At 48.8% G+C, this 18,143-nt stretch carries 20 protein-coding genes; 1 reads left to right on the forward strand and 19 read right to left on the reverse strand.

The features are described 5' to 3' along the window. Positions 1–14: 14 nt before the first annotated feature. The 18 genes from lysA to MRBLPE1_RS20745 all read right to left on the reverse strand — a co-directional run bounded on the left by lysA (position 15) and on the right by MRBLPE1_RS20745 (position 16,515). Entirely contained in the window at positions 15–1,346 is a 1,332-nt protein-coding gene (gene lysA, locus MRBLPE1_RS20660; protein ID WP_364148974.1) for a diaminopimelate decarboxylase, read from the reverse strand. A gap of 131 nt (positions 1,347–1,477) precedes the next feature. Next, positions 1,478–3,133 carry a spore germination protein gene (locus MRBLPE1_RS20665; RefSeq protein WP_364148975.1) on the reverse strand — a complete coding sequence of 552 codons (1,656 nt, stop codon included), beginning with the start codon at positions 3,131–3,133 and terminating at the stop codon, positions 1,478–1,480. A gap of 25 nt (positions 3,134–3,158) precedes the next feature. Beyond that, complete coding sequence (locus MRBLPE1_RS20670; RefSeq protein ID WP_364148976.1) at positions 3,159–3,587, reverse strand: stage V sporulation protein AB; 429 nt, start codon at positions 3,585–3,587, stop codon at positions 3,159–3,161. Further along, positions 3,580–4,230, reverse strand: a complete 651-nt coding sequence (locus tag MRBLPE1_RS20675) for a stage V sporulation protein AA (protein WP_364148977.1) — start codon at positions 4,228–4,230, stop codon at positions 3,580–3,582. The genes MRBLPE1_RS20670 and MRBLPE1_RS20675 overlap by 8 nt, the downstream gene beginning before the upstream one ends. Positions 4,231–4,344: 114 nt before the next feature. After that, positions 4,345–5,100 carry an RNA polymerase sporulation sigma factor SigF gene (gene sigF, locus MRBLPE1_RS20680; protein WP_364148978.1) on the reverse strand — a complete coding sequence of 252 codons (756 nt, stop codon included), beginning with the start codon at positions 5,098–5,100 and terminating at the stop codon, positions 4,345–4,347. Between the two features lie 19 nt (positions 5,101–5,119). Beyond that, the gene (spoIIAB, locus tag MRBLPE1_RS20685; protein WP_364148979.1) at positions 5,120–5,566 is read right to left on the reverse strand and encodes an anti-sigma F factor; all 447 of its coding nucleotides are present in this window, start codon (positions 5,564–5,566) and stop codon (positions 5,120–5,122) included. Continuing rightward, positions 5,563–5,916, reverse strand: coding sequence for an anti-sigma F factor antagonist (gene spoIIAA / locus MRBLPE1_RS20690; RefSeq protein WP_139994590.1), 354 nt, complete (start codon positions 5,914–5,916; stop codon positions 5,563–5,565). The genes spoIIAB and spoIIAA overlap by 4 nt, the downstream gene beginning before the upstream one ends. Positions 5,917–6,147: 231 nt before the next feature. Further along, positions 6,148–7,299, reverse strand: coding sequence for a D-alanyl-D-alanine carboxypeptidase family protein (locus MRBLPE1_RS20695; RefSeq protein WP_414698915.1), 1,152 nt, complete (start codon positions 7,297–7,299; stop codon positions 6,148–6,150). A gap of 230 nt (positions 7,300–7,529) precedes the next feature. Beyond that, the gene (locus MRBLPE1_RS20700) at positions 7,530–8,858 is read right to left on the reverse strand and encodes a pyrimidine-nucleoside phosphorylase (protein WP_364148982.1); all 1,329 of its coding nucleotides are present in this window, start codon (positions 8,856–8,858) and stop codon (positions 7,530–7,532) included. A 32-nt stretch (positions 8,859–8,890) separates the two neighbouring features. Next, on the reverse strand, positions 8,891–9,052 hold the full coding sequence (locus MRBLPE1_RS20705; RefSeq protein ID WP_364148984.1) for an aspartyl-phosphate phosphatase Spo0E family protein: 162 nt from the start codon (positions 9,050–9,052) through the stop codon (positions 8,891–8,893). Between the two features lie 111 nt (positions 9,053–9,163). After that, entirely contained in the window at positions 9,164–10,003 is an 840-nt protein-coding gene (locus MRBLPE1_RS20710) for a purine-nucleoside phosphorylase (protein WP_364148986.1), read from the reverse strand. A 56-nt stretch (positions 10,004–10,059) separates the two neighbouring features. Further along, positions 10,060–11,253 (reverse strand): phosphopentomutase, encoded by a 1,194-nt coding sequence (gene deoB, locus MRBLPE1_RS20715; protein ID WP_364148988.1) that lies wholly within the window; start codon positions 11,251–11,253, stop codon positions 10,060–10,062. Between the two features lie 45 nt (positions 11,254–11,298). Then, positions 11,299–12,189, reverse strand: a complete 891-nt coding sequence (gene xerD, locus MRBLPE1_RS20720) for a site-specific tyrosine recombinase XerD (RefSeq protein WP_364148990.1) — start codon at positions 12,187–12,189, stop codon at positions 11,299–11,301. A 105-nt stretch (positions 12,190–12,294) separates the two neighbouring features. Next, a complete protein-coding gene (locus tag MRBLPE1_RS20725; RefSeq protein ID WP_364148992.1) occupies positions 12,295–12,528 on the reverse strand; it encodes a DUF4227 family protein in 234 nt (77 codons plus the stop codon). Positions 12,529–12,605: 77 nt separating this feature from the next. Beyond that, a complete protein-coding gene (gene ald / locus MRBLPE1_RS20730) occupies positions 12,606–13,748 on the reverse strand; it encodes an alanine dehydrogenase (protein ID WP_364148994.1) in 1,143 nt (380 codons plus the stop codon). A 293-nt stretch (positions 13,749–14,041) separates the two neighbouring features. Then, the gene (locus MRBLPE1_RS20735; RefSeq protein ID WP_308996688.1) at positions 14,042–14,515 is read right to left on the reverse strand and encodes a Fur family transcriptional regulator; all 474 of its coding nucleotides are present in this window, start codon (positions 14,513–14,515) and stop codon (positions 14,042–14,044) included. A 92-nt stretch (positions 14,516–14,607) separates the two neighbouring features. Beyond that, on the reverse strand, positions 14,608–15,228 hold the full coding sequence (spoIIM, locus tag MRBLPE1_RS20740) for a stage II sporulation protein M (protein WP_364148996.1): 621 nt from the start codon (positions 15,226–15,228) through the stop codon (positions 14,608–14,610). 723 nt (positions 15,229–15,951) lie between these two features. Next, positions 15,952–16,515, reverse strand: coding sequence for an NUDIX hydrolase (locus tag MRBLPE1_RS20745; protein ID WP_364148997.1), 564 nt, complete (start codon positions 16,513–16,515; stop codon positions 15,952–15,954). A gap of 95 nt (positions 16,516–16,610) precedes the next feature. On the opposite strand from MRBLPE1_RS20745, the gene mciZ reads away from it, so the two are divergent. Then, on the forward strand, positions 16,611–16,775 hold the full coding sequence (mciZ, locus tag MRBLPE1_RS33170; protein WP_414698905.1) for a Z-ring formation inhibitor MciZ: 165 nt from the start codon (positions 16,611–16,613) through the stop codon (positions 16,773–16,775). 120 nt (positions 16,776–16,895) lie between these two features. Here mciZ and MRBLPE1_RS20755 read toward each other — a convergent pair whose 3' ends face one another. Next, on the reverse strand, positions 16,896–18,032 hold the full coding sequence (locus MRBLPE1_RS20755; RefSeq protein WP_364148999.1) for a M20/M25/M40 family metallo-hydrolase: 1,137 nt from the start codon (positions 18,030–18,032) through the stop codon (positions 16,896–16,898). Positions 18,033–18,143: the final 111 nt, after the last annotated feature.

Consider the following 18,143-nt stretch of genomic DNA (forward strand, 5'->3'; position numbering starts at 1 on the left):
TACCAATTTCGCCCTTATTTCGCAAGCGGTGATTTTTGAAGTCTAGCCGGAATGACGTCATTGCATACGATATTTTCAAGCGATTCACGTTTAACAGCAAGGTCTGCCTGACCGTCTTTAACGAAAACGACAGCCGGACGACGAATGCGGTTATAGTTACTCGCCATTGCATAATTATAAGCACCTGTACAGAAAACAGCAAGCAGGTCGCCATTTTCAGCTTTAGGCAATTCCAAGTCCCAAATCAGCATATCGCCACTCTCGCAGCATTTGCCGGCAATCGATACCGTCTCTTCGGCAGTATCGTTTGCACGATTGGCAAGCACTGCTTCGTATTTGGATTGGTAAAGAGCTGGGCGAGGGTTGTCCGTCATGCCGCCGTCAACCGCAATGTATTTACGAACGCCTGGGATATGTTTGCTTGTGCCTACCGTATAAAGGGTCGTCCCTGCATCGCCAACCATGCTGCGGCCTGGCTCAACCCAAATCTCAGGCAGCGGGAATTCCGCTTTCGTGAAATTCGATTTGATCGCGCCTGTAATAGCCGCTACATATTCGCTTATTGGAAGCGGAGTATCGCCTTCCACATAACGAATGCCGAAGCCTCCGCCAAGATTGATTACTTTGAATGTAAGGCCAAGCTCGTTACGGATCGCAACCGCAAAATCAGCAACCTTGTCCACGGCCATACGGAAGCCTTCCACTTCGAAAATTTGCGAGCCGATGTGGGAATGAACACCCAAAATAACAAGGTTCGGCAGTGCTAGAGCTTCTTGGATCGCTTGTTTCGCTGCACCGTTGCCAAGATCAAAGCCAAACTTCGAATCCTGTTGGCCCGTTGAAATGTAATCATGGGTATGTGCTTCCACGCCCGGAGTGATTCGCAGCAAGATGTTTACTTTCTTGCCTTTATCGCCAGCAAGTGCATTCAAAAGCTGAAGCTCCATAAAGTTATCGACTACGAAGCAGCCGATGCCAGCGTCAAGCGCCATATTGATTTCCTCCGGCGTTTTGTTGTTTCCGTGGAAATGGATACGTTCAGCCGGGAAGCCGGCTTGCATTGCCGTGTAAAGCTCGCCGTCAGATACGACATCTAGCGATAAACCTTCTTGCTCGGCAATGGCACACATAGCCATTACGCTGAATGCTTTGCTGGCATAAGCGACTTGAAATCTTAAACCCGATGCTTTGAAAGCCTCGACGTATTCGCTTGCGCGTTGACGTACAAGAGCTTCATCCACAATATATAGTGGCGTGCCAAACTCCGCAGCCAAATCAGCTACATCGCAGCCGCCAATTTCCAAATGACCTTTTTCGTTGATTTTACTAGTTCCATGCAGGTACATAGTTTCCCCTCAGCTTTCTTCTATCTGCATGCAGATAGAATGGATAGAATTTGCCTCAATAGGACCAGTATAACGCAATTTCCCTGCACTGCGAAATGGATAAATCGACATTTCATTTGCATTTTATGAATTTACTCCGTTTTTGGCAGCTTGTCGCGCTGCTGCGGCCTCAAGTTATTCGGACGCGTCCGGTTGTACAAGACGGGCTGGCGGATCAAAATATTCAATACCGCTCTTATGTCGAATGGTATTATTGGCCACATATAGGGGCGATTAAAGGAGCGCTCCATGGTAAGCATCAGCATAATGGCTGTCGTCGCGATGACAAAGCCCGGCACGCTGAAGGCGGCCACCGAAACAATAAGCACCAGCCGGACAATCCGGTTTGCGAGTCCAAGTTCATAGCTGGGCGTTGCAAACATGCCTATCGCTGCAACTGCCATATATAAGATAACCTCATTCACGAAGATACCGGTCTGTACCGCGATATCGCCGATCAGAATCGCGGCAACGAGTGACATTGCCGTCGCAAGCGAGGTCGGGGTATGAACGGATGCCATCCGCAGTAAATCCACACCGATCTCGGCAAGCAGGAACTGGACGACTAACGGCAGTTTTGCCGTTTTATTCGGACCTAAAAATTCTAACGCTGGCGGCTTTAATTCCGGATGCATGACGAACAGAAGCCATAACGGCAGCATAAACAAGGATGCAAAAATCCCAATAAAACGCACCCAGCGCAAATAGGTTCCGATGAATGGCGTTTGCCGGTTCTCTTCCGCATGCTGCATAAGGTCCGAATAGGTCGTCGGGAGAGTCATGACGCTGGGAGAAGTATCGACGAACACTGCGACATAACCCTCCAGCAAATGCGCCGCGACCGTGTCGGGACGCTCTGAATAACGAACCAACGGAAAAGGACTCCACCCCCGCTTGACGGTTGACTCCTCCAGCTGCTTGTCAGCGAGCGGCAAGCCATCGATCTTCACCATCGAAATTTTATCCTTTATCGATTTGAGCAGCTCTTTATCTACGATGTCATCGATATACGCAACACAAATATCCGTTTGCGTTCTCTCGCCCACGCGCATGATTTCATAACGGAGCTGAGGATCGCGGAGCCTCCTCCGAACGAGAGAAACGTTTACCATCAGTGTTTCCACGAAGCCGTCTCTGCTGCCTCGCACGACCTTCTCGAGTGACGGCTCCTCGGGACCGCGCGCCGGAAAGGCCTTGGCATCGATCATAACGACGCTCGACTCTCCGTCGATAAACAATGCGGTTCCGCCGGATAACACGCCCGTGAGCATGTTATTCCAATCCTCTTCTTTTGTTACCTGCGCGGCCGGAACGTACAGGTCTAAAAATGAATGGAACGCATGGGTCGAAAGATCCTCCGGCTGCAAAAAGGTCAACCGTTTGAGCACTTCGGTCAGCAGCGTATCCTTAACTAATCCGTTCATGCACAGCATCGCCGTGCGCCGCTCGCCGAAGGTCATTTCCCTCACGACGACATCGAAGCTTGTTTTATAGCCGATTTCTTTTTCCAACCGCAACAGGACATCATCTAGATCGGAGGGAATAGGTTCTTTCTCCTGTATTTCATTCTTCCTGTCCGGGGAATCGGAAATTCCGCTTCCAATTCTATTTCGTTTGCTTGGGCGGACAAACGATGCCTCATTTATTATGCCGCCCTCTTCCTCTATCTGCTGCTCCGGAATCGTGATCATGGGAGGCGCTCCGTGCCGATCCTTATGATTACCTTCCGAATTCTGGTTGTCCTTCATTCGCCTTCACCTCGTCCTTTATGAATCACCATTGAAATACCAGCCAATCGAATAGCGAGCCTAATGTCTTGCCAAGCACCATAGCCATTACGAGCGCGACCATGTAATTAGATAAATTCATTCTTTTTGCCAAAATGGGCAGTACATTCATAACCTCTGTCAATGCTGCGGCCAGCATCCCGACAAACATGCCGTCGATAAGTCCTGCCGTGCTTAAAAATACGTTGGAAGGCAATGACAGCTTCCAGTCCATGAAATCGGCAAATGTCCAATACAATGAACCGCAAATGACCGCCGTCTCGAACCACACGGACATACGGTATGCATTCGCAACCTGAGCGAGCCGGGGAATAAGATCAAGCACAATCAGCAAAGCCACCAAACCGCTTCCAACCGCAAGCCCGCCCGCTAACCCAAGGAGTGCTACAAAAATATTGGCAACGGCGCTAATCATGCTCTTTATCCTTAGTCTGGTCGTAATCCGCCTTTTTGCGCATTTCATCGGCGATGACATAGGCATTGACATTTTCTTGGTACATATAAAGCTCTACCTCAAGCGGATTCGGTTCCTCGTTGAATCTTTTGCGGAAGATGTGGTTAAAAAACAACACCATTCCAAGCCCTATTCCGAGTGAATAAGGAATTTGAAACCAAAGCGGATGGTCTGTTCGTTTCCCGGTGATCAGCTCGACGATTCGGATATGAACCTCCTTCATGCTGACATCTGTATGAAAGTTCATAATCGCGAGTCCCGCGCCGAAAAAAAGCAGCAGCCATGCTAAAATAAGCACGGGGATACGCGGCTTGACCGGTTTTTCCGCAACCATGACAAGCACCTGTGGATCTCCGTAGGCTTCAATCGTTAAGCCCGGCTCGGTCTCGCGGATCGTTTTGACGATTTGCAGCAAATCAATCACGACACGGTTGCCGTCCGCTTTCTTATGCTCGTAAAGCACAAGCGATTTTAATTTTTTTTCAAGCTCATCGTCCTTAGCCAGAAGCCTGGCCGCTTGGCCTAAAGTGACCTTCTGATTCGGTTTCGCGTAGATTCTTTTTTTTAGGCGCAGATAAAGGACCGAAGGGTTGGTTATTGCCATCTGCCAGCTTCCCTTCTGCTTATACTTTGGTTTATGTTTCCCTTTTAGTATGAGAAAAGGACGATTCGGATACTCATGCAAAATGAGGTAAAAAATAGAAAAAACCAAACCGCCTTAAAGGGCGATTTGGTCTTTTATGGACTGTAATATTTTCTTTTCGAGCCGCGATACCTGTACCTGTGATATTCCCAGCCTGCTTGCTACCTCGGATTGCGTTTTATCGCGGTAATAACGTAAATATACGATTAATCGCTCGCGTTCGCTCAGACCTTCTATGGCTTCTACAAGCGCCAGCTTGTCAAACCACCGGTCCTGGGATTCATCGGCAATTTGGTCCATCAAAGTGATGGGATCTCCGTCATTTTCAAACACCGTTTCGTGTATGGAAGTCGGCGGTTTGTTTGCTTCTTGAGCAAAAACGACATCCTCGGCCGTAATGCCCAGCCGTTCCGCAACCTCGCTGATGGTGGGCAAGCGACCTAACGTTTTGGAGAGCTCATCCTTCATTTTGCGCACCTTATTGGCCGTTTCTTTGAGGGATCTGCTAACTTTTAACGTACCGTCATCGCGCAAAAACCGTTGGATTTCCCCAATAATCATGGGCACCGCATAGGTAGAAAACTTCACGTCATAGGACAAGTCGAATTTGTCTACTGACTTCAGCAATCCGATGCAGCCGATTTGGAACAAATCCTCGGGCTCATAACCGCGATTGATGAACCGCTGCACGACTGACCAAACTAGCCGAATATTGCACTGTACGAGTGTATCCCTAGCAAGCGTATCACCGGATTGACTTAACGCAATAAGCCGTTTTACTTCCGCGTCATCCAAGTATGGCTGGGCCGTCTGCTTTAGATTGACATCCATGAGGTTCAACCCCTATACGCTAATTGTAGAGCGCTTTTTTCGATTCGATTCGTTTCTGCATGGCAACGCGCGTCCCGCCGTCTAACTGGCTTGTAACTTCAAAACGGTCCATAAAGTTTTCCATGATCGTAAAGCCCATTCCTGAACGCTCAAGTTCAGGCTTCGATGTGAAGAGCGGCTGACGGGCAAGTTCTAAATCTTCAATGCCGCGGCCATTATCCGATACGGTAATCGACACGGAATCGCCTTCGATTCTGGCTTCGATTTTAACTTCGCAGGAGGGATCATTCTCGTAGCCGTGAATAATCGCATTCGTTACGGCTTCGGAAATCGCTGTTTTTAAATCATTCAGCTCCTCGAGCGTCGGATCAAGCTGCGACACAAATGCAGCAACTGCAATTCGTGCGAAGGCTTCATTTTCCGATCGGGCGCTGAAGGAAAGCGTCATCTCATTGGATCCGTTCATGACACCACCTCCAAACTGGAAATTGCGTTTCGCTCATTATCATGTATCGTCAGGATCTTGAACAAGCCCGACATCTCGAATAAACGGTGAACATTTGGATTCACGTCACAGACGACCATTTTGCCACCCTTGCTCTTCACCTGCTTGTACCGGCCCAGAATGACGCCCAGACCTGAGCTGTCCATAAATTGCAGCTCCTTCAAGCTAAGAATGACATGCTCGCTGCTTCCGCGGAGAATCGCTTCTTCCATCTTATAACGCACGACATCGGCTGTATGGTGATCCAACTCGCCCCGAAGCCTTACGATCAGCACATTACGGTATTGCTCCAATTCAGCTTGCAGACTCATTATGCTGTCATCTCCTCTAGGTTTTTTCAAACATAAGAAAGAATAGGCTTATCTTATATGCCTTCCTTACATTTCACCGTGCAACACGACAGGTCTGCGGTGAGTCAGATCCAGACGGTCACACTTGCCGAGATAGAATTAGCAATTCTCCAAGTTGGCGAGCTTTTCCTGCATGCCGACAAAACTAGAAGCATACCGCTAACAGCTGACAAAATACGAGCCGTTTCCGATTTACGAGAATAAACCGGAGAAGGAACGTTTAAGCAATTTCCACCAGCCCGCACGCTCAACAGATAACGGCGCATCCACGTCAAACTCCTTAAGCACTTGATTGCCTTGGTAGACAACCAGCTTGCCGATCGGCTGACCAAGCTGGACTGGCGCTTTAAGCGGTCCGTCGATTTTCAGCTCGTAACGGATATCCTTGGTTTGGCTTCCTTTTTTCAGAAGCACGCTGTACGAATGTTTGGCAACAAGCGGAAGCTCAGGTGCCACGCCCTTCTCGATTTTCAGCGTCCCCATGGATTCGCCTTCTTTAATAATTGAGTGATTCATATATTGCGCGAAGGTATAATCGAACATTTGCGATACTTCGGCGTTGCGGGTTTTCGTGTCCGGCTCACCCATTACAACCGCAATAACACGCATGTCATCGCGCTTGGCAGTAGCAGATAGGCAATACTTCGCTTCGCTCGTAAAGCCCGTTTTCAAGCCATCCGCACCGCTGTAGAACCGTACCAGTTTATTCGTATTTACAAGCCAGAAAGGCTTCTCGGAAGTCTTGCGCAGGTAATCCTGGTAGAGCCCTGTATACTTGGTTACTTCCGAATGCTTCAGCAGCTCCCTAGACATCACCGCGATATCATGGGCTGACGAGTAATGATTTGCTACGGGTAATCCGTTCGGGTTAGCAAACTGCGTATCCTTCATGCCAAGCTGCTGTGCCCGCTCATTCATCATGGCGACGAACTGCTGCTCCGTTCCGGCCAGTTTCTCCGCCATAGCGACGGAAGCATCGTTTCCTGAAGCCAAGGCGATCCCTTTGATCATATCGTCAACGGTCATTTCTTCTCCCGGCTCAAGGAATATTTGCGAGCCGCCCATAGACGCTGCGTATTCACTTGTCTGAACCATGTCCGAAAGCTTGATTTTGCCGTCATCCAGCGCTTCCATGATCAAAAGCATCGTCATGACTTTAGTGATGCTAGCCGGCGGCAGTTTATCATGACTATTTTTTTCATAAATGACCGTGCCGCTGTCGGCATCCATTAGAATGGCAGATCGCGCTGACGGCGCCAGGTTTGCGTTAGGCGCTTGATTGGACGGCGCCGGTCCTGGTGCAGGTGTCGGCTCTACCGCAGCAAAGGCAGCGGCCGGCAGCATGAGCGTAAATGCGAGAATAAATATACATAGCTTGATAGAACGATTTTTCAACTAGATCTCCTCCTGAAAAGTTTTGTGAAGCAAACAAAGATTGCGACACAATTCGCTTATATTTCTTCTTTTCAGTGTTGACTCTTAAGCTGGAAATTATTCCAAATAGCTAGAATGAATTGCGCAACAAAAAAATCCGCCCCTGTTATAGGGGCGGATTTTTATCAAATTTCTATTGTTTAGTAGCGTTGTGCACCTTCAGCCGTGATTACCGAAAGCAGCAAAGCTCGCGGCTCCGGTTTCGCGTCTGAAAGGCTATAGGCCTGCCTTACTTTTGCAGCTACGTCCTTTGCGGTCTCGTCAGCATCTCGGACATGAAGCAGCGCAAGCGTATCGCCCTCATTCACGGGATCGCCAACCTTTTTCCGCAGGGTAACGCCAACCGCATAATCGATTACCGCATCTTTTGTCGCTCTTCCCGCGCCCAAAAGCATGGCGGCGAGCCCTAACTGCTCCGCTTCAATGGCATTGACAAAGCCTGACCCCTCCGCTGTCACCTCGATAATGATTGGTGCTTGCGGCAGCTTAGCCGGATCATCGGCAATCGATGCATCTCCGCCTTGAGCGGCTATGAAATCTTTGAATTTCTGCAAAGCGGCCCCGCTCTTAATCTGGTTGCGCAGCAGTTCCTTCGCCGACTCTACCGAATCCGACTTCCCGCCTAATACGACCATGTGCGCGCCTAATGTTAAACAAAGCTCCGTGAGATCCTCCGGACCGTTTCCTTTGAGCGTTTCAATGGATTCCTGCACTTCTAAGGCGTTGCCGATCGCGAATCCCAGCGGTTGATCCATATCGCTGATTACAGCAGCCGTATTTCGGCCCACTTCGGTTCCGATATCCACCATCGCTTTCGCCAATTGCTCGGAATCCTCCAGCGTCTTCATAAAAGCACCGCTGCCTGTTTTCACATCAAGCACAATGGCATCCGCTCCAGCCGCAATCTTCTTGCTCATGACTGAGCTTGCGATCAGCGGAATCGACTCTACCGTAGCGGTAACGTCCCGAAGCGCATAAAGCTTCTTGTCTGCCGGCGCGAGATTGCCGCTTTGTCCAATGACGGATAATCCGATATCATTGACCTGCGTCATGAACTTCTCTCGAGACAGCTCGGTGCGAAAGCCTTCAATGGATTCAAGCTTATCTATGGTTCCTCCGGTATGGCCCAAGCCGCGACCGGACATTTTTGCAACAGGAACGCCAACTGATGCTACTAATGGGGCTAGGATGAGTGTCGTTTTGTCTCCAACCCCGCCCGTACTGTGTTTATCCACTTTAATTCCGCTAATCGGACCGAGATCCACCTGATCGCCCGAATTAGCCATTGCAAGCGTGAGCGAAGCCGTTTCCTTTGCGGTCATTCCTTGGAAATAGACCGCCATCGCCCATGCCGACAGCTGATAATCGGGAATATCACCGCGAGAATATCCGTCAATCAAAAAAGTTAACTCAGAAGCGGTCAGCTCGCCACCGTCTCTTTTCTTCTGTATTATGTCTACCGACCGCATATTTCCCTCTCCATTCGCCATACCGTTGTTGATTAACTATAAGCGCGTCTCTCTCTCTGCACCTGGACAATAATCTCATCAAGTGATTGGCTAAGCATAATTACGTCCAAATGCTGAAGGCTTTCATTCAATAGAGCCGCTTCGATCATCTTTTTACGCAACTGCTCCATCTGTGTGATTAATTGCTTGTCCATATACTTTGTCCACTCCATCTTCCTGTAATCAGGGACATTATACGACGAAACGTAAAAAAAACACTGTCATATTGAGTCGACGGAATTGTTACATTTTTGTTACAAGAAACATTACATTGCAGCGATTAACGCGTTAACAAGTCCCAAAAATTGGGACTTGACTCTCTCTGTCGTTTCCATTACTTCCGCATGCGACAAGGGCTGATCCAAAATACCCGCGGCCATATTGCTTATACAGGAAATTCCAACGACCTCGATTCCCGAATGGCGCGCGGCAATAACTTCCGCAACAGTCGACATTCCGACAGCATCGGCGCCAAGCACTCTCAGCATTCGAATTTCTGCCGGCGTTTCGTAAGTCGGACCAAGCAGTCCGGCATAGACCCCTTCACGCAGCGTGAAGCCTTGATCTGAAGCAATCTCTCGCGTAATTGCTCTTAAACGCTTGCTGTACGCTTCGGACATATCAGGGAAACGAACGCCCAGCTCATTGTCATTCGGACCGATTAAAGGATTTTTACCGGTTAGATTAATATGGTCGGATATCAGCATTAGATTGCCTGCTTCATAGTCGGTATTCACGCCGCCAGCGGCATTGGTTACAAGCAATGTTTTTACGCCCAATGCCTTCATAACGCGAACGGGGAAAGCGGTTAGCTCCGGGCCATAACCTTCGTACATGTGAAAGCGCCCGCGCATAAGCAGCACCGTTTTACCCGAAAGGGTACCGATTAACAGCTCGCCTGCATGGCCTTCTACCGTCGAAATCGGGAAATGCGGAATGTCATGATACTGGATCGTAACGGCATTTTCCAAATGATCGCCTAAAACGCCCAGCCCCGAACCCATAATTAAACCAATCTCTGGCCGCTGTTCGGTTTTCTCCTGTATATAGGCAGCCGCTTCTTTAATATGCGCCGCCGTTAATCCTGCTGCTGTAATTGTAGTCATTATTATTCCTCCTAAAATAAAATCGCTAACTCTTTAATACCCTATTTCGATCATTCTTAAGCTTGCTTCCCTACGATAAGCTCCGAGAGGAAGCTTTCACCGTTAGGCGGCGCCTGAACACCGAAATTATCGGCTATCGTTGCGCCGAGGTCCGAGAAAGTCGACCGTACCGGCAGCGGGCCCGGCGCGTCAAACGAGGGACTGAATAAAAGAATCGGCACATATTCCCTTGTATGGTCCGTACCTGGATGCACCGGGTCGTTTCCGTGGTCGGCTGTCACGATTAGCAGATCCCTCTCGCCAAGCAGCTGCTCCAAGGCTGGTACGGCCTGATCGAACTCCTCTAATGCCGCAGCATAGCCCTTGGGATCGCGGCGATGGCCGTAAAGGGAATCAAAGTCAACAAGATTCGTGAACAAAAGACCTTTGAACGGCTTCTTAAGCTGCTCAATCGTTTTTTCAATGCCGTCGGCATTGCTTTTCGTAGGCGCCGTGGCGGTTATGCCTTCGCCATCGAAGATATCGTTGATTTTGCCAATCGCGATGGAATCAAAGCCCGCATCCTTCAAAGCATTCAATACGGTAGGCTGCGGCGGCTTAACCGCGTAATCATGACGGTTCGGCGTGCGCTTGAATGCACCCGGCTTACCTGTATACGGCCTTGCAATGACTCGGCCAACCGTAAAGCGGTCATCCATCGTTAGTTCTCTGGCAATTTCGCAAGCACGGTAAAGCTCTTCGAGCGGAATAACTTCCTCATGGGCCGCGATTTGAAAAACGCTGTCTGCCGATGTATATACAATCCAAGCGCCTGTTTCCATTTGCTCGAGCCCAAGCTCGTCCAAAATCTCGGTACCGCTTGCCGGCTTATTGCCGATGACCTTCCGTCCTGTCCGTTCCTCGAAAGGAAGCAACAGCTCCGGAGGGAAGCCTTCCGGAAAGGTTTGGAACGGGACCGTCATCTCAAGGCCCATAAGCTCCCAATGACCGGTCATCGTATCTTTGCCTACCGATACCTCGGCCATTTTGCCGTAATAGGCGGTTGACGGTTCCTTTGACGGCTTCCAATCATGGATCGAAGCAATCCGGTCAAGTCCCCATCTTCTTAGATGAGGAAGCTTCGCGGATGGCACGCTTTCCACGATATGCCCAAGCGTATGGGAACCTAAGTCGCCAAATGCTTCCGCGTCAGGAAGCTCGCCTATCCCCACGCTATCCAATACAATTACCGTGATGCGGTCAAATTTCATATGTATGATATCCTCCTCTGTCTTTAACCATCGATGCCAGCCTGTTTAAGCGCGCGGATGGGCACGGTTATAGGTATCCTTAATCCGTGATTTGGATACCTGCGTATACTTGAGCGTCGTCGAAATGTCGGCATGTCCGAGCAGCTCCTGGACCGCACGGATATCCGCTCCGTTATCCAGTAAGTGGGCCGCTACGGAATGCCTGAGGGTATAAGGGGTAATCTCCTCATGGATACCCGCTTCCTTCGCATGCTTCTTAATCGTCTTCCAAAACCCTTGCCTTGTCAAACGCGTACCTAAATGATTCAAAAATAAAGCTGATTCCGATTCCCTATCCGTCACTAGACCGGATCTCCCTGAATCGAGATAATCAGTTAAAGCTTCTGCCGCCAGCCGCCCAAAAGGGACAATTCTTTCCTTCAGGCCCGATCCGATACATTGGATAAATTCCAACTGCAGATTGACATGTTCAATATTCAGAGCCACTAACTCGGATACCCGGATTCCCGTTGCGTAAATGAGCTCGAGCATCGCTTTATCTCGTTTACCTGCTGCACTGGCACAGTTCGGCGTCTCAAGCAATGTGCTGGTGACAGCGACACTCAAAATGCTCGGAGGCTTTTTCTCCTGTTTCGGCGCTTCCATATAAATAGAAGGGTTGCTTGCAATATGGCCTTGCGCGGTCAAGTAGTGAAAAAAAGCTCTCACAGAAACAATGTGTCTAGACAGGGTTGCAGCCTTTCTGCCCTGCTCCTTAAGATGAAGCATATACCTTGAAATGAGATGTCTTTGCACGGCTGAGATGTCTTCAACGCCTTGTGCATGCACATATTGAATAAACTGATTCAAATCCCGTTCATAAGAAGTTAGCGTATTTTCGGACAACCTTCGTTCCGTGCGCAAATAGTGGATATAGCGATTTAAATGAGCTTTCATCGGACTTCCTTTCAAATAAGAGGCATAGCGAACCATGCTTTTCTACAAAAACATTCAACATTCGACTCTATTAATCCTGCTTGAATCGATATTCTGTACAACTCGTTACTCACCATACCAATAAAACCAACGGAGCCGATCAGCAGCATCCTTGCTATCGGGCGAGTCGGGATCTGTGAGAAAGACCTTAATTGCATCCCCTTTCGGCGCGCGATAAGGGTGAACCGGCGATATTGCATCCGCAAGCCAGCGGTAACCGCCCGTGACAACGAAAAGCAATACGGCAAAAACAACGATAAAAACGATCCGGCTCGTCCATCTGCGAATCGAGAAAACCATACAAACCAGCCTCCTTATTATGCCGATACGATTGTTCGTCCGTATCACCATATGAGGAGGCTGCCATGAATATGCCATTAACCCTGCAAACCTTCATAAGGCACACTGTCCATCCATTTTTCGAGCGGGACATAAGGAAGATTGGTTGCTGCGGCCACAGGCTCGTAGGTCACTCTGCCCGCATGCGTGTTCACGCCCTTCTGCAATGGTATGCTTCTGCGAACGGCCTCCATGCCTTGGTTTGCCAAATCGAGCGCATAAGGAATCGTTACGTTCGTTAATGCGAAAGTTGAGGTTCGAGGCACCGCTCCAGGAATATTAGCGACCGCGTAATGAACGACCCCATGCTTCATGTAAATCGGGTCCTTGTGCGTTGTCGGCCGGTCGACAGTCGCAATAGATCCGCCCTGATCGACCGCTACATCCACGATTACCGCACCTTTTTTCATTCCTTGCACCATGGCCTCCGTTACCAGATGAGGCGCCCGCGCTCCTGGTATAAGAACGGCTCCAATAAGCAAATCAGCTTTGGCAACGGCTTCGGCAATATGATAAGGACTAGACATCAGCGTATGGACTCTCCCGCCGAAGATGTCATCCAAATATCTCATCCGATCTGCGCTCCTTTCCAAGATGACCACATTTGCACCCATCCCTAACGCTATTTTCGCCGCATTTGTGCCTACAATACCTCCGCCAATAATGACAACCTCCGCAGGAGGAACACCGGGAACCCCTCCAAGCAGAACGCCTCTTCCTCCATTAAATGCTTCTAGAAACTGCGCTCCGACCTGCACGGACATTCTGCCGGCTACTTCGCTCATTGGCGTTAGCAGGGGCAGGCTGCCGTTAGCCAGCTGAATCGTCTCATAAGCAATTCCCGTAACACCTTTGTCGATGAGCGCCCTTGTTAAATCTGGCGCGGCCGCCAGGTGCAGATAGGTAAACAGTAGCAAGCCCTCGCGGAAATAGGCAAATTCCTCGGCAAGCGGCTCCTTCACCTTCATAATCATTTCGGCACGCGCCCATACCTCCGAAGCAGTCATAATGATTTCGGCACCTTCGCGTAAATAATCGCTATCCTCAAATCCGCTTCCGCTGCCTGCCCCGGTTTCTACAAGCACTTTGTGACCTGCAGCAAATAGTACAGTCACGCCGGCAGGGGTTAAGGCAACACGATACTCGCTTTGTTTGATTTCCTTCGGGACACCCACAATCATATCTGATTCCTCCTGGGATCTACTTATCAAGCTGCACAAAATATCGCTTACTATGTTGTATGAGAGTTCGAGACGGAATGATCGTCCATTTCAAGATGAGTTACGGCAAAATGTTCGCTCAGCATCTGCATCGTTTCTATACTTTGTTATATTTCAAAAAATATGTGTGCTTTGTTAGGTACGCCTTGGCAAATTAATTGTTAATCGCAGAATCATAAAGAAAAAACATATTTTGAACCTTTAAAAATGCCAAAACGGCTTTGCCGTCCAGTTATGCTGGGCAGCCAAGCCGTTTAAGTTTGATTTTCATTAGGGTTTGCGATATCGTTCTTTTCTTTGCATCGACGGCAGATGCCTTGAAAATCAAGTCGATGGTCGATGACAAAAAATCCGTATTCCTGCTCAAGCCGTTCTTCTAATGGCAAAAGCCAATCTTCCTTAATCTCATCCATTGATCCACATTGCACACATATGAGGTGATGGTGATGATGCTTGTTGCTGTCCGTACGCAAATCGTACCGAGCTACCCCATCGCCGAAATTCAATTTTTCGACAACATGCATTTCGCTTAGCAATTCCAATGTCCGATAAACCGTCGCGAGTCCGATTTCCGGGGCTTTATCCTTTACTAGCATAAATACATCTTCAGCGCTCAGGTGGTCGTCTTCGTTCTCTAACAAAACACGCACCGTCGCTTCGCGCTGCGGGGTTAACTTGTAGCCCTGCGACTGCAACTGTTGTTTAATCTTCTCAATCCGGGCTTCCATGATTTCCCCCCTACCACATGTCTGCGCCTATTTCAGGAAACGTTACCTCTCATTATAGGTGCTACCATGCAGTAAAGTCAAACATTTTGGTGTCAGATTGTGGCGCTCGCAGACGAAAGAAGCGGCGTTACCCAGCTGATTAATGAAGGAGAAATATACGCTTCGAATAGTGCCGCGCCGGCAAAAAAGAACAGCATCAGCATGGCCGTAGAAGTGAATGAGCCCAGCTGGGGAGCTAGCTCTCCCTTTTGCATAAGCAGTCTGTTTTTGATCACAAACAAAGAGAACGAAATCGCAGCCGCACTCGTGATGACCATTGCCGGAACGGCAATTATGTTCTGCGGGGCAATCGAAACCAATGAAAACAGCACGCCCTTCCATGCATATTGATTGATGAGTGTCCCTACCGAAAACCCGACCAATGCTCCTTTTAAAAAGTTAAGGGCTAGCACTCCGGGTATGCCGACAACCGTAATGCCCAAAAGCCATAATAGCAGAAGCCACTTGCCATGGAAGAAAAACCGGTCCCAGAAGGAATAGGCAGCTCCCGAACCGATACCGTCATTCATCAACTGCACATATTGATCAACATCTTGCGCCAGCTCCTGCTGCTGCTCAAGCGTAAGGGCATTGACCATTAACGCTCCGAAAATTACGCCCACGACAAAAAGAACGGATACGAAAACATACAACGACAATTGGTTTTTTATCATGGTCACCGAACCTTTCACGATGGTGGAACCCAGCCCTTTTATTAAGGACTTCTCCCTGCCCTCAAGGGTTCATCAATTATAAATTGACATAAACTTTAAATGCTTTTCGAACCCACCCAAACCCTCCCTTCCAAGGGAGGGCCCCATGGGTTGCACCCTCTGGACACCCGCAACTGGACTAACGTTGGAGATCATCCGGAATATGTAAGCTTTGTTGGCGGTGGAACGCTTTCGTCCCTGCGGGACACGCTTAACGTTGACATTTGGCGTGTGCATATTGCTATGGCGGAGCACTTTGTCCTCCTCAGACACCCTTTACTACTTAACTGGAATTACTCCTGTTATTTCGTGGAAAACAGCTTAAATTGCTTAGTTATCTGGAAAAACGCCATCTAAATCCAGGCGAATGAAACAGCCAGGCAAATTTCGGTTCCTTTAGATGGAAAGTTTCCCGTTAAACGAAATAATTAAACTACCACGGTTAAATTACCGTTATATTTTCCAGTTCATCGCTTATGAACAAAATCTGCTCTCTCTCATCATTGCCTTTTCCAGCTGACACAAGTGTTAGAAACTATTTTATTTTCATCTATTTCAAATAAAATCCGTTTTCTTCAGTGGGTGATGTCGTCGAACAACAATTAAAGGGGTTGTCTTTTTAATTGTATTGTATGAAGAGTTAATGCGGGGTATGACGGGTATATAGTTAGAAAAGAAGGCCGGCTACAGCCGACCTGTCAGATTATATAATTTCCAGGCGTAGACAGCTAAAATCGTTTTCGCATCGCTGATGCGTCCCTCTTGTATGTAAGCTTCGGCTTGCTCGAGCGTAATCGCTTCAACTTTGAGATCTTCATCGTCGTCCGGGTTTTGCACGCCTTGCTCTACCTTGTCCGTGAAATAGATATAAAGCTTCTCATCGGCAAAGCCCGGCGAGGTATAGAATGCGCTCAATAGCTGCAATTCATTGGAACGGTAACCCGTCTCCTCTTCAAGCTCGCGTGCTGCCGCCGTTAACGGATCTTCTCCGGGATCAAGCTTGCCAGCCGGGATTTCAATTTGGAATTTTTCAAGCGGTTTGCGAAACTGCTCGACCACAAGAAGCTTTCCATCCAATAATGCCATAACCGCAGCAGCTCCGGGATGCTTCACGATTTCTCTTGTTGCTGTTCTGCCATCCGCAAGCGTTACGGTATCCACCTGCAGCGTGATCATTTTACCTTCAAATATAGGCTCTGTACTAATTGTTTCTTCTCGCCATAGAACACTCGGTTGTTGCTCTTCCAATCGTAATCTCTCCCTTAATTGTGGATGTTTACTGCGCATAACTTGTCCTGCCGCTGCATAACTATCATTATAACAAATTGACAGGGGCGATTAACATGAAACAATATGTTGCGTTGAATCATTTGCGTTTAGTGGGCAAGGGTTGGGAAATCAGGCATCAGCTTCGCAAACTTTCTGCTTCATCATTATCCCGGACACCCATGTCTGAATATACAAGCGTCATCAGCGTGCGACGTGTCCCCTTGGAAAAAACAAACTAGAGCGCAGGTTCAGCGCATAGACAAAAACCCTCCATCTGCGTTCAGCCTGCGCTGAGCCGCATGATTGAAGGGCTTTCTGTCATGTTCGGCAGCAAAAGCAATCCAACTGCCCTCTGCTTTTCATGATTCTATTTCTGCAGCCTGCTTAATGATCTCTACGACAAGCTCGGTTGTTTTGACTAAGTCTTCTACCTTGATCTGTTCTTTCGTCGTATGGATATGCTCATAGCCTACAGCCAGGTTGACGGTCGGAATGCCTAATCCGTTAAAAATATTCGCATCGCTGCCTCCGCCGGAGTGGAAAGTGCGCGGCGTGCGGCCGATGGCGATGATCGCTTTTTTGGCCAGCTGCACAACCGGATCCTCATCATCATACTGATAAGCCGGGTAAATCACTTCGCTCTCCAGCTCTCCCCGTGCTCCAAACTCTTCCGCTGCGCTCACTACCGCTTTTCTCATCGCTTCGATCTGATTGTCCAGCTTATGCTGTACAATGCTTCGCGCTTCGGCATCCAGCTTTACATAATCGCACACGATATTTGTAGCGCCTCCGCCTTCAAAACGGCCGATATTCGCAGTCGTCTCATTATCGATACGGCCAAGCGGCATCCTTGCAATCGCTTTTGCGGCCACTTGTATAGCGCTTATGCCGTCTTCTGGATTGACGCCGGCATGTGCCGAACGTCCATACATTTTGATCGTTACTTTAGCCTGCGTTGGTGCGGCAACCGCAATATCACCTATCGCACCGTTCGAATCCAAGGCATATCCAAACTTCGCTTCCAGCTTAGAGGCATCCAAAGCGCGTGCGCCCAGCAGTCCTGATTCCTCGCCCACCGTAATGACAAATTGTATGCGGCCGTGCGGCAGCGCCTGCTCCTGAACGACGCGTATGGCCTCAAATATAGCAGAAATACCCGCTTTGTCATCCGCGCCTAAAATCGTCGTGCCATCGCTCCGTATGTAGCCGTCCGCATCCAATTGCGGCTTAATGCCGGCGCCTGGCGTAACCGTGTCCATGTGGCAGGTGAAAAATATAGTTGGCGCAGCGGCTCCGGCACCTTCCGCTTCCCAAATGGCAAACATGTTTCCCGCTCCGTGTCCGGTCTTGGCTGCCGCATCATCCTCGCTAACCTTTAAGCCCAGCGACTCAAACTTTTGCTTAAGCACACGGCTGATTTCTTGTTCATTTTTCGTTTCGCTATCCACCTGTACCAATTCCATAAACTCATTCACTAAACGGTCTTTTGCAATCATTAACGTTTCCTCCGTCCGTTACTTTCGTATACAATAGAGTAAATGACAAGCTCATAACTATCGATGATGTTCCAAATCAAGAAAGGGGTTTTCCTAATGCGCAGACAACGT

Origin of the sequence: Paenibacillus sp. LPE1-1-1.1, from assembly GCF_040676435.1 — a bacterium.
In the GTDB taxonomy this organism is placed as follows: Bacteria; Bacillota; Bacilli; order Paenibacillales; family Paenibacillaceae; genus Pristimantibacillus.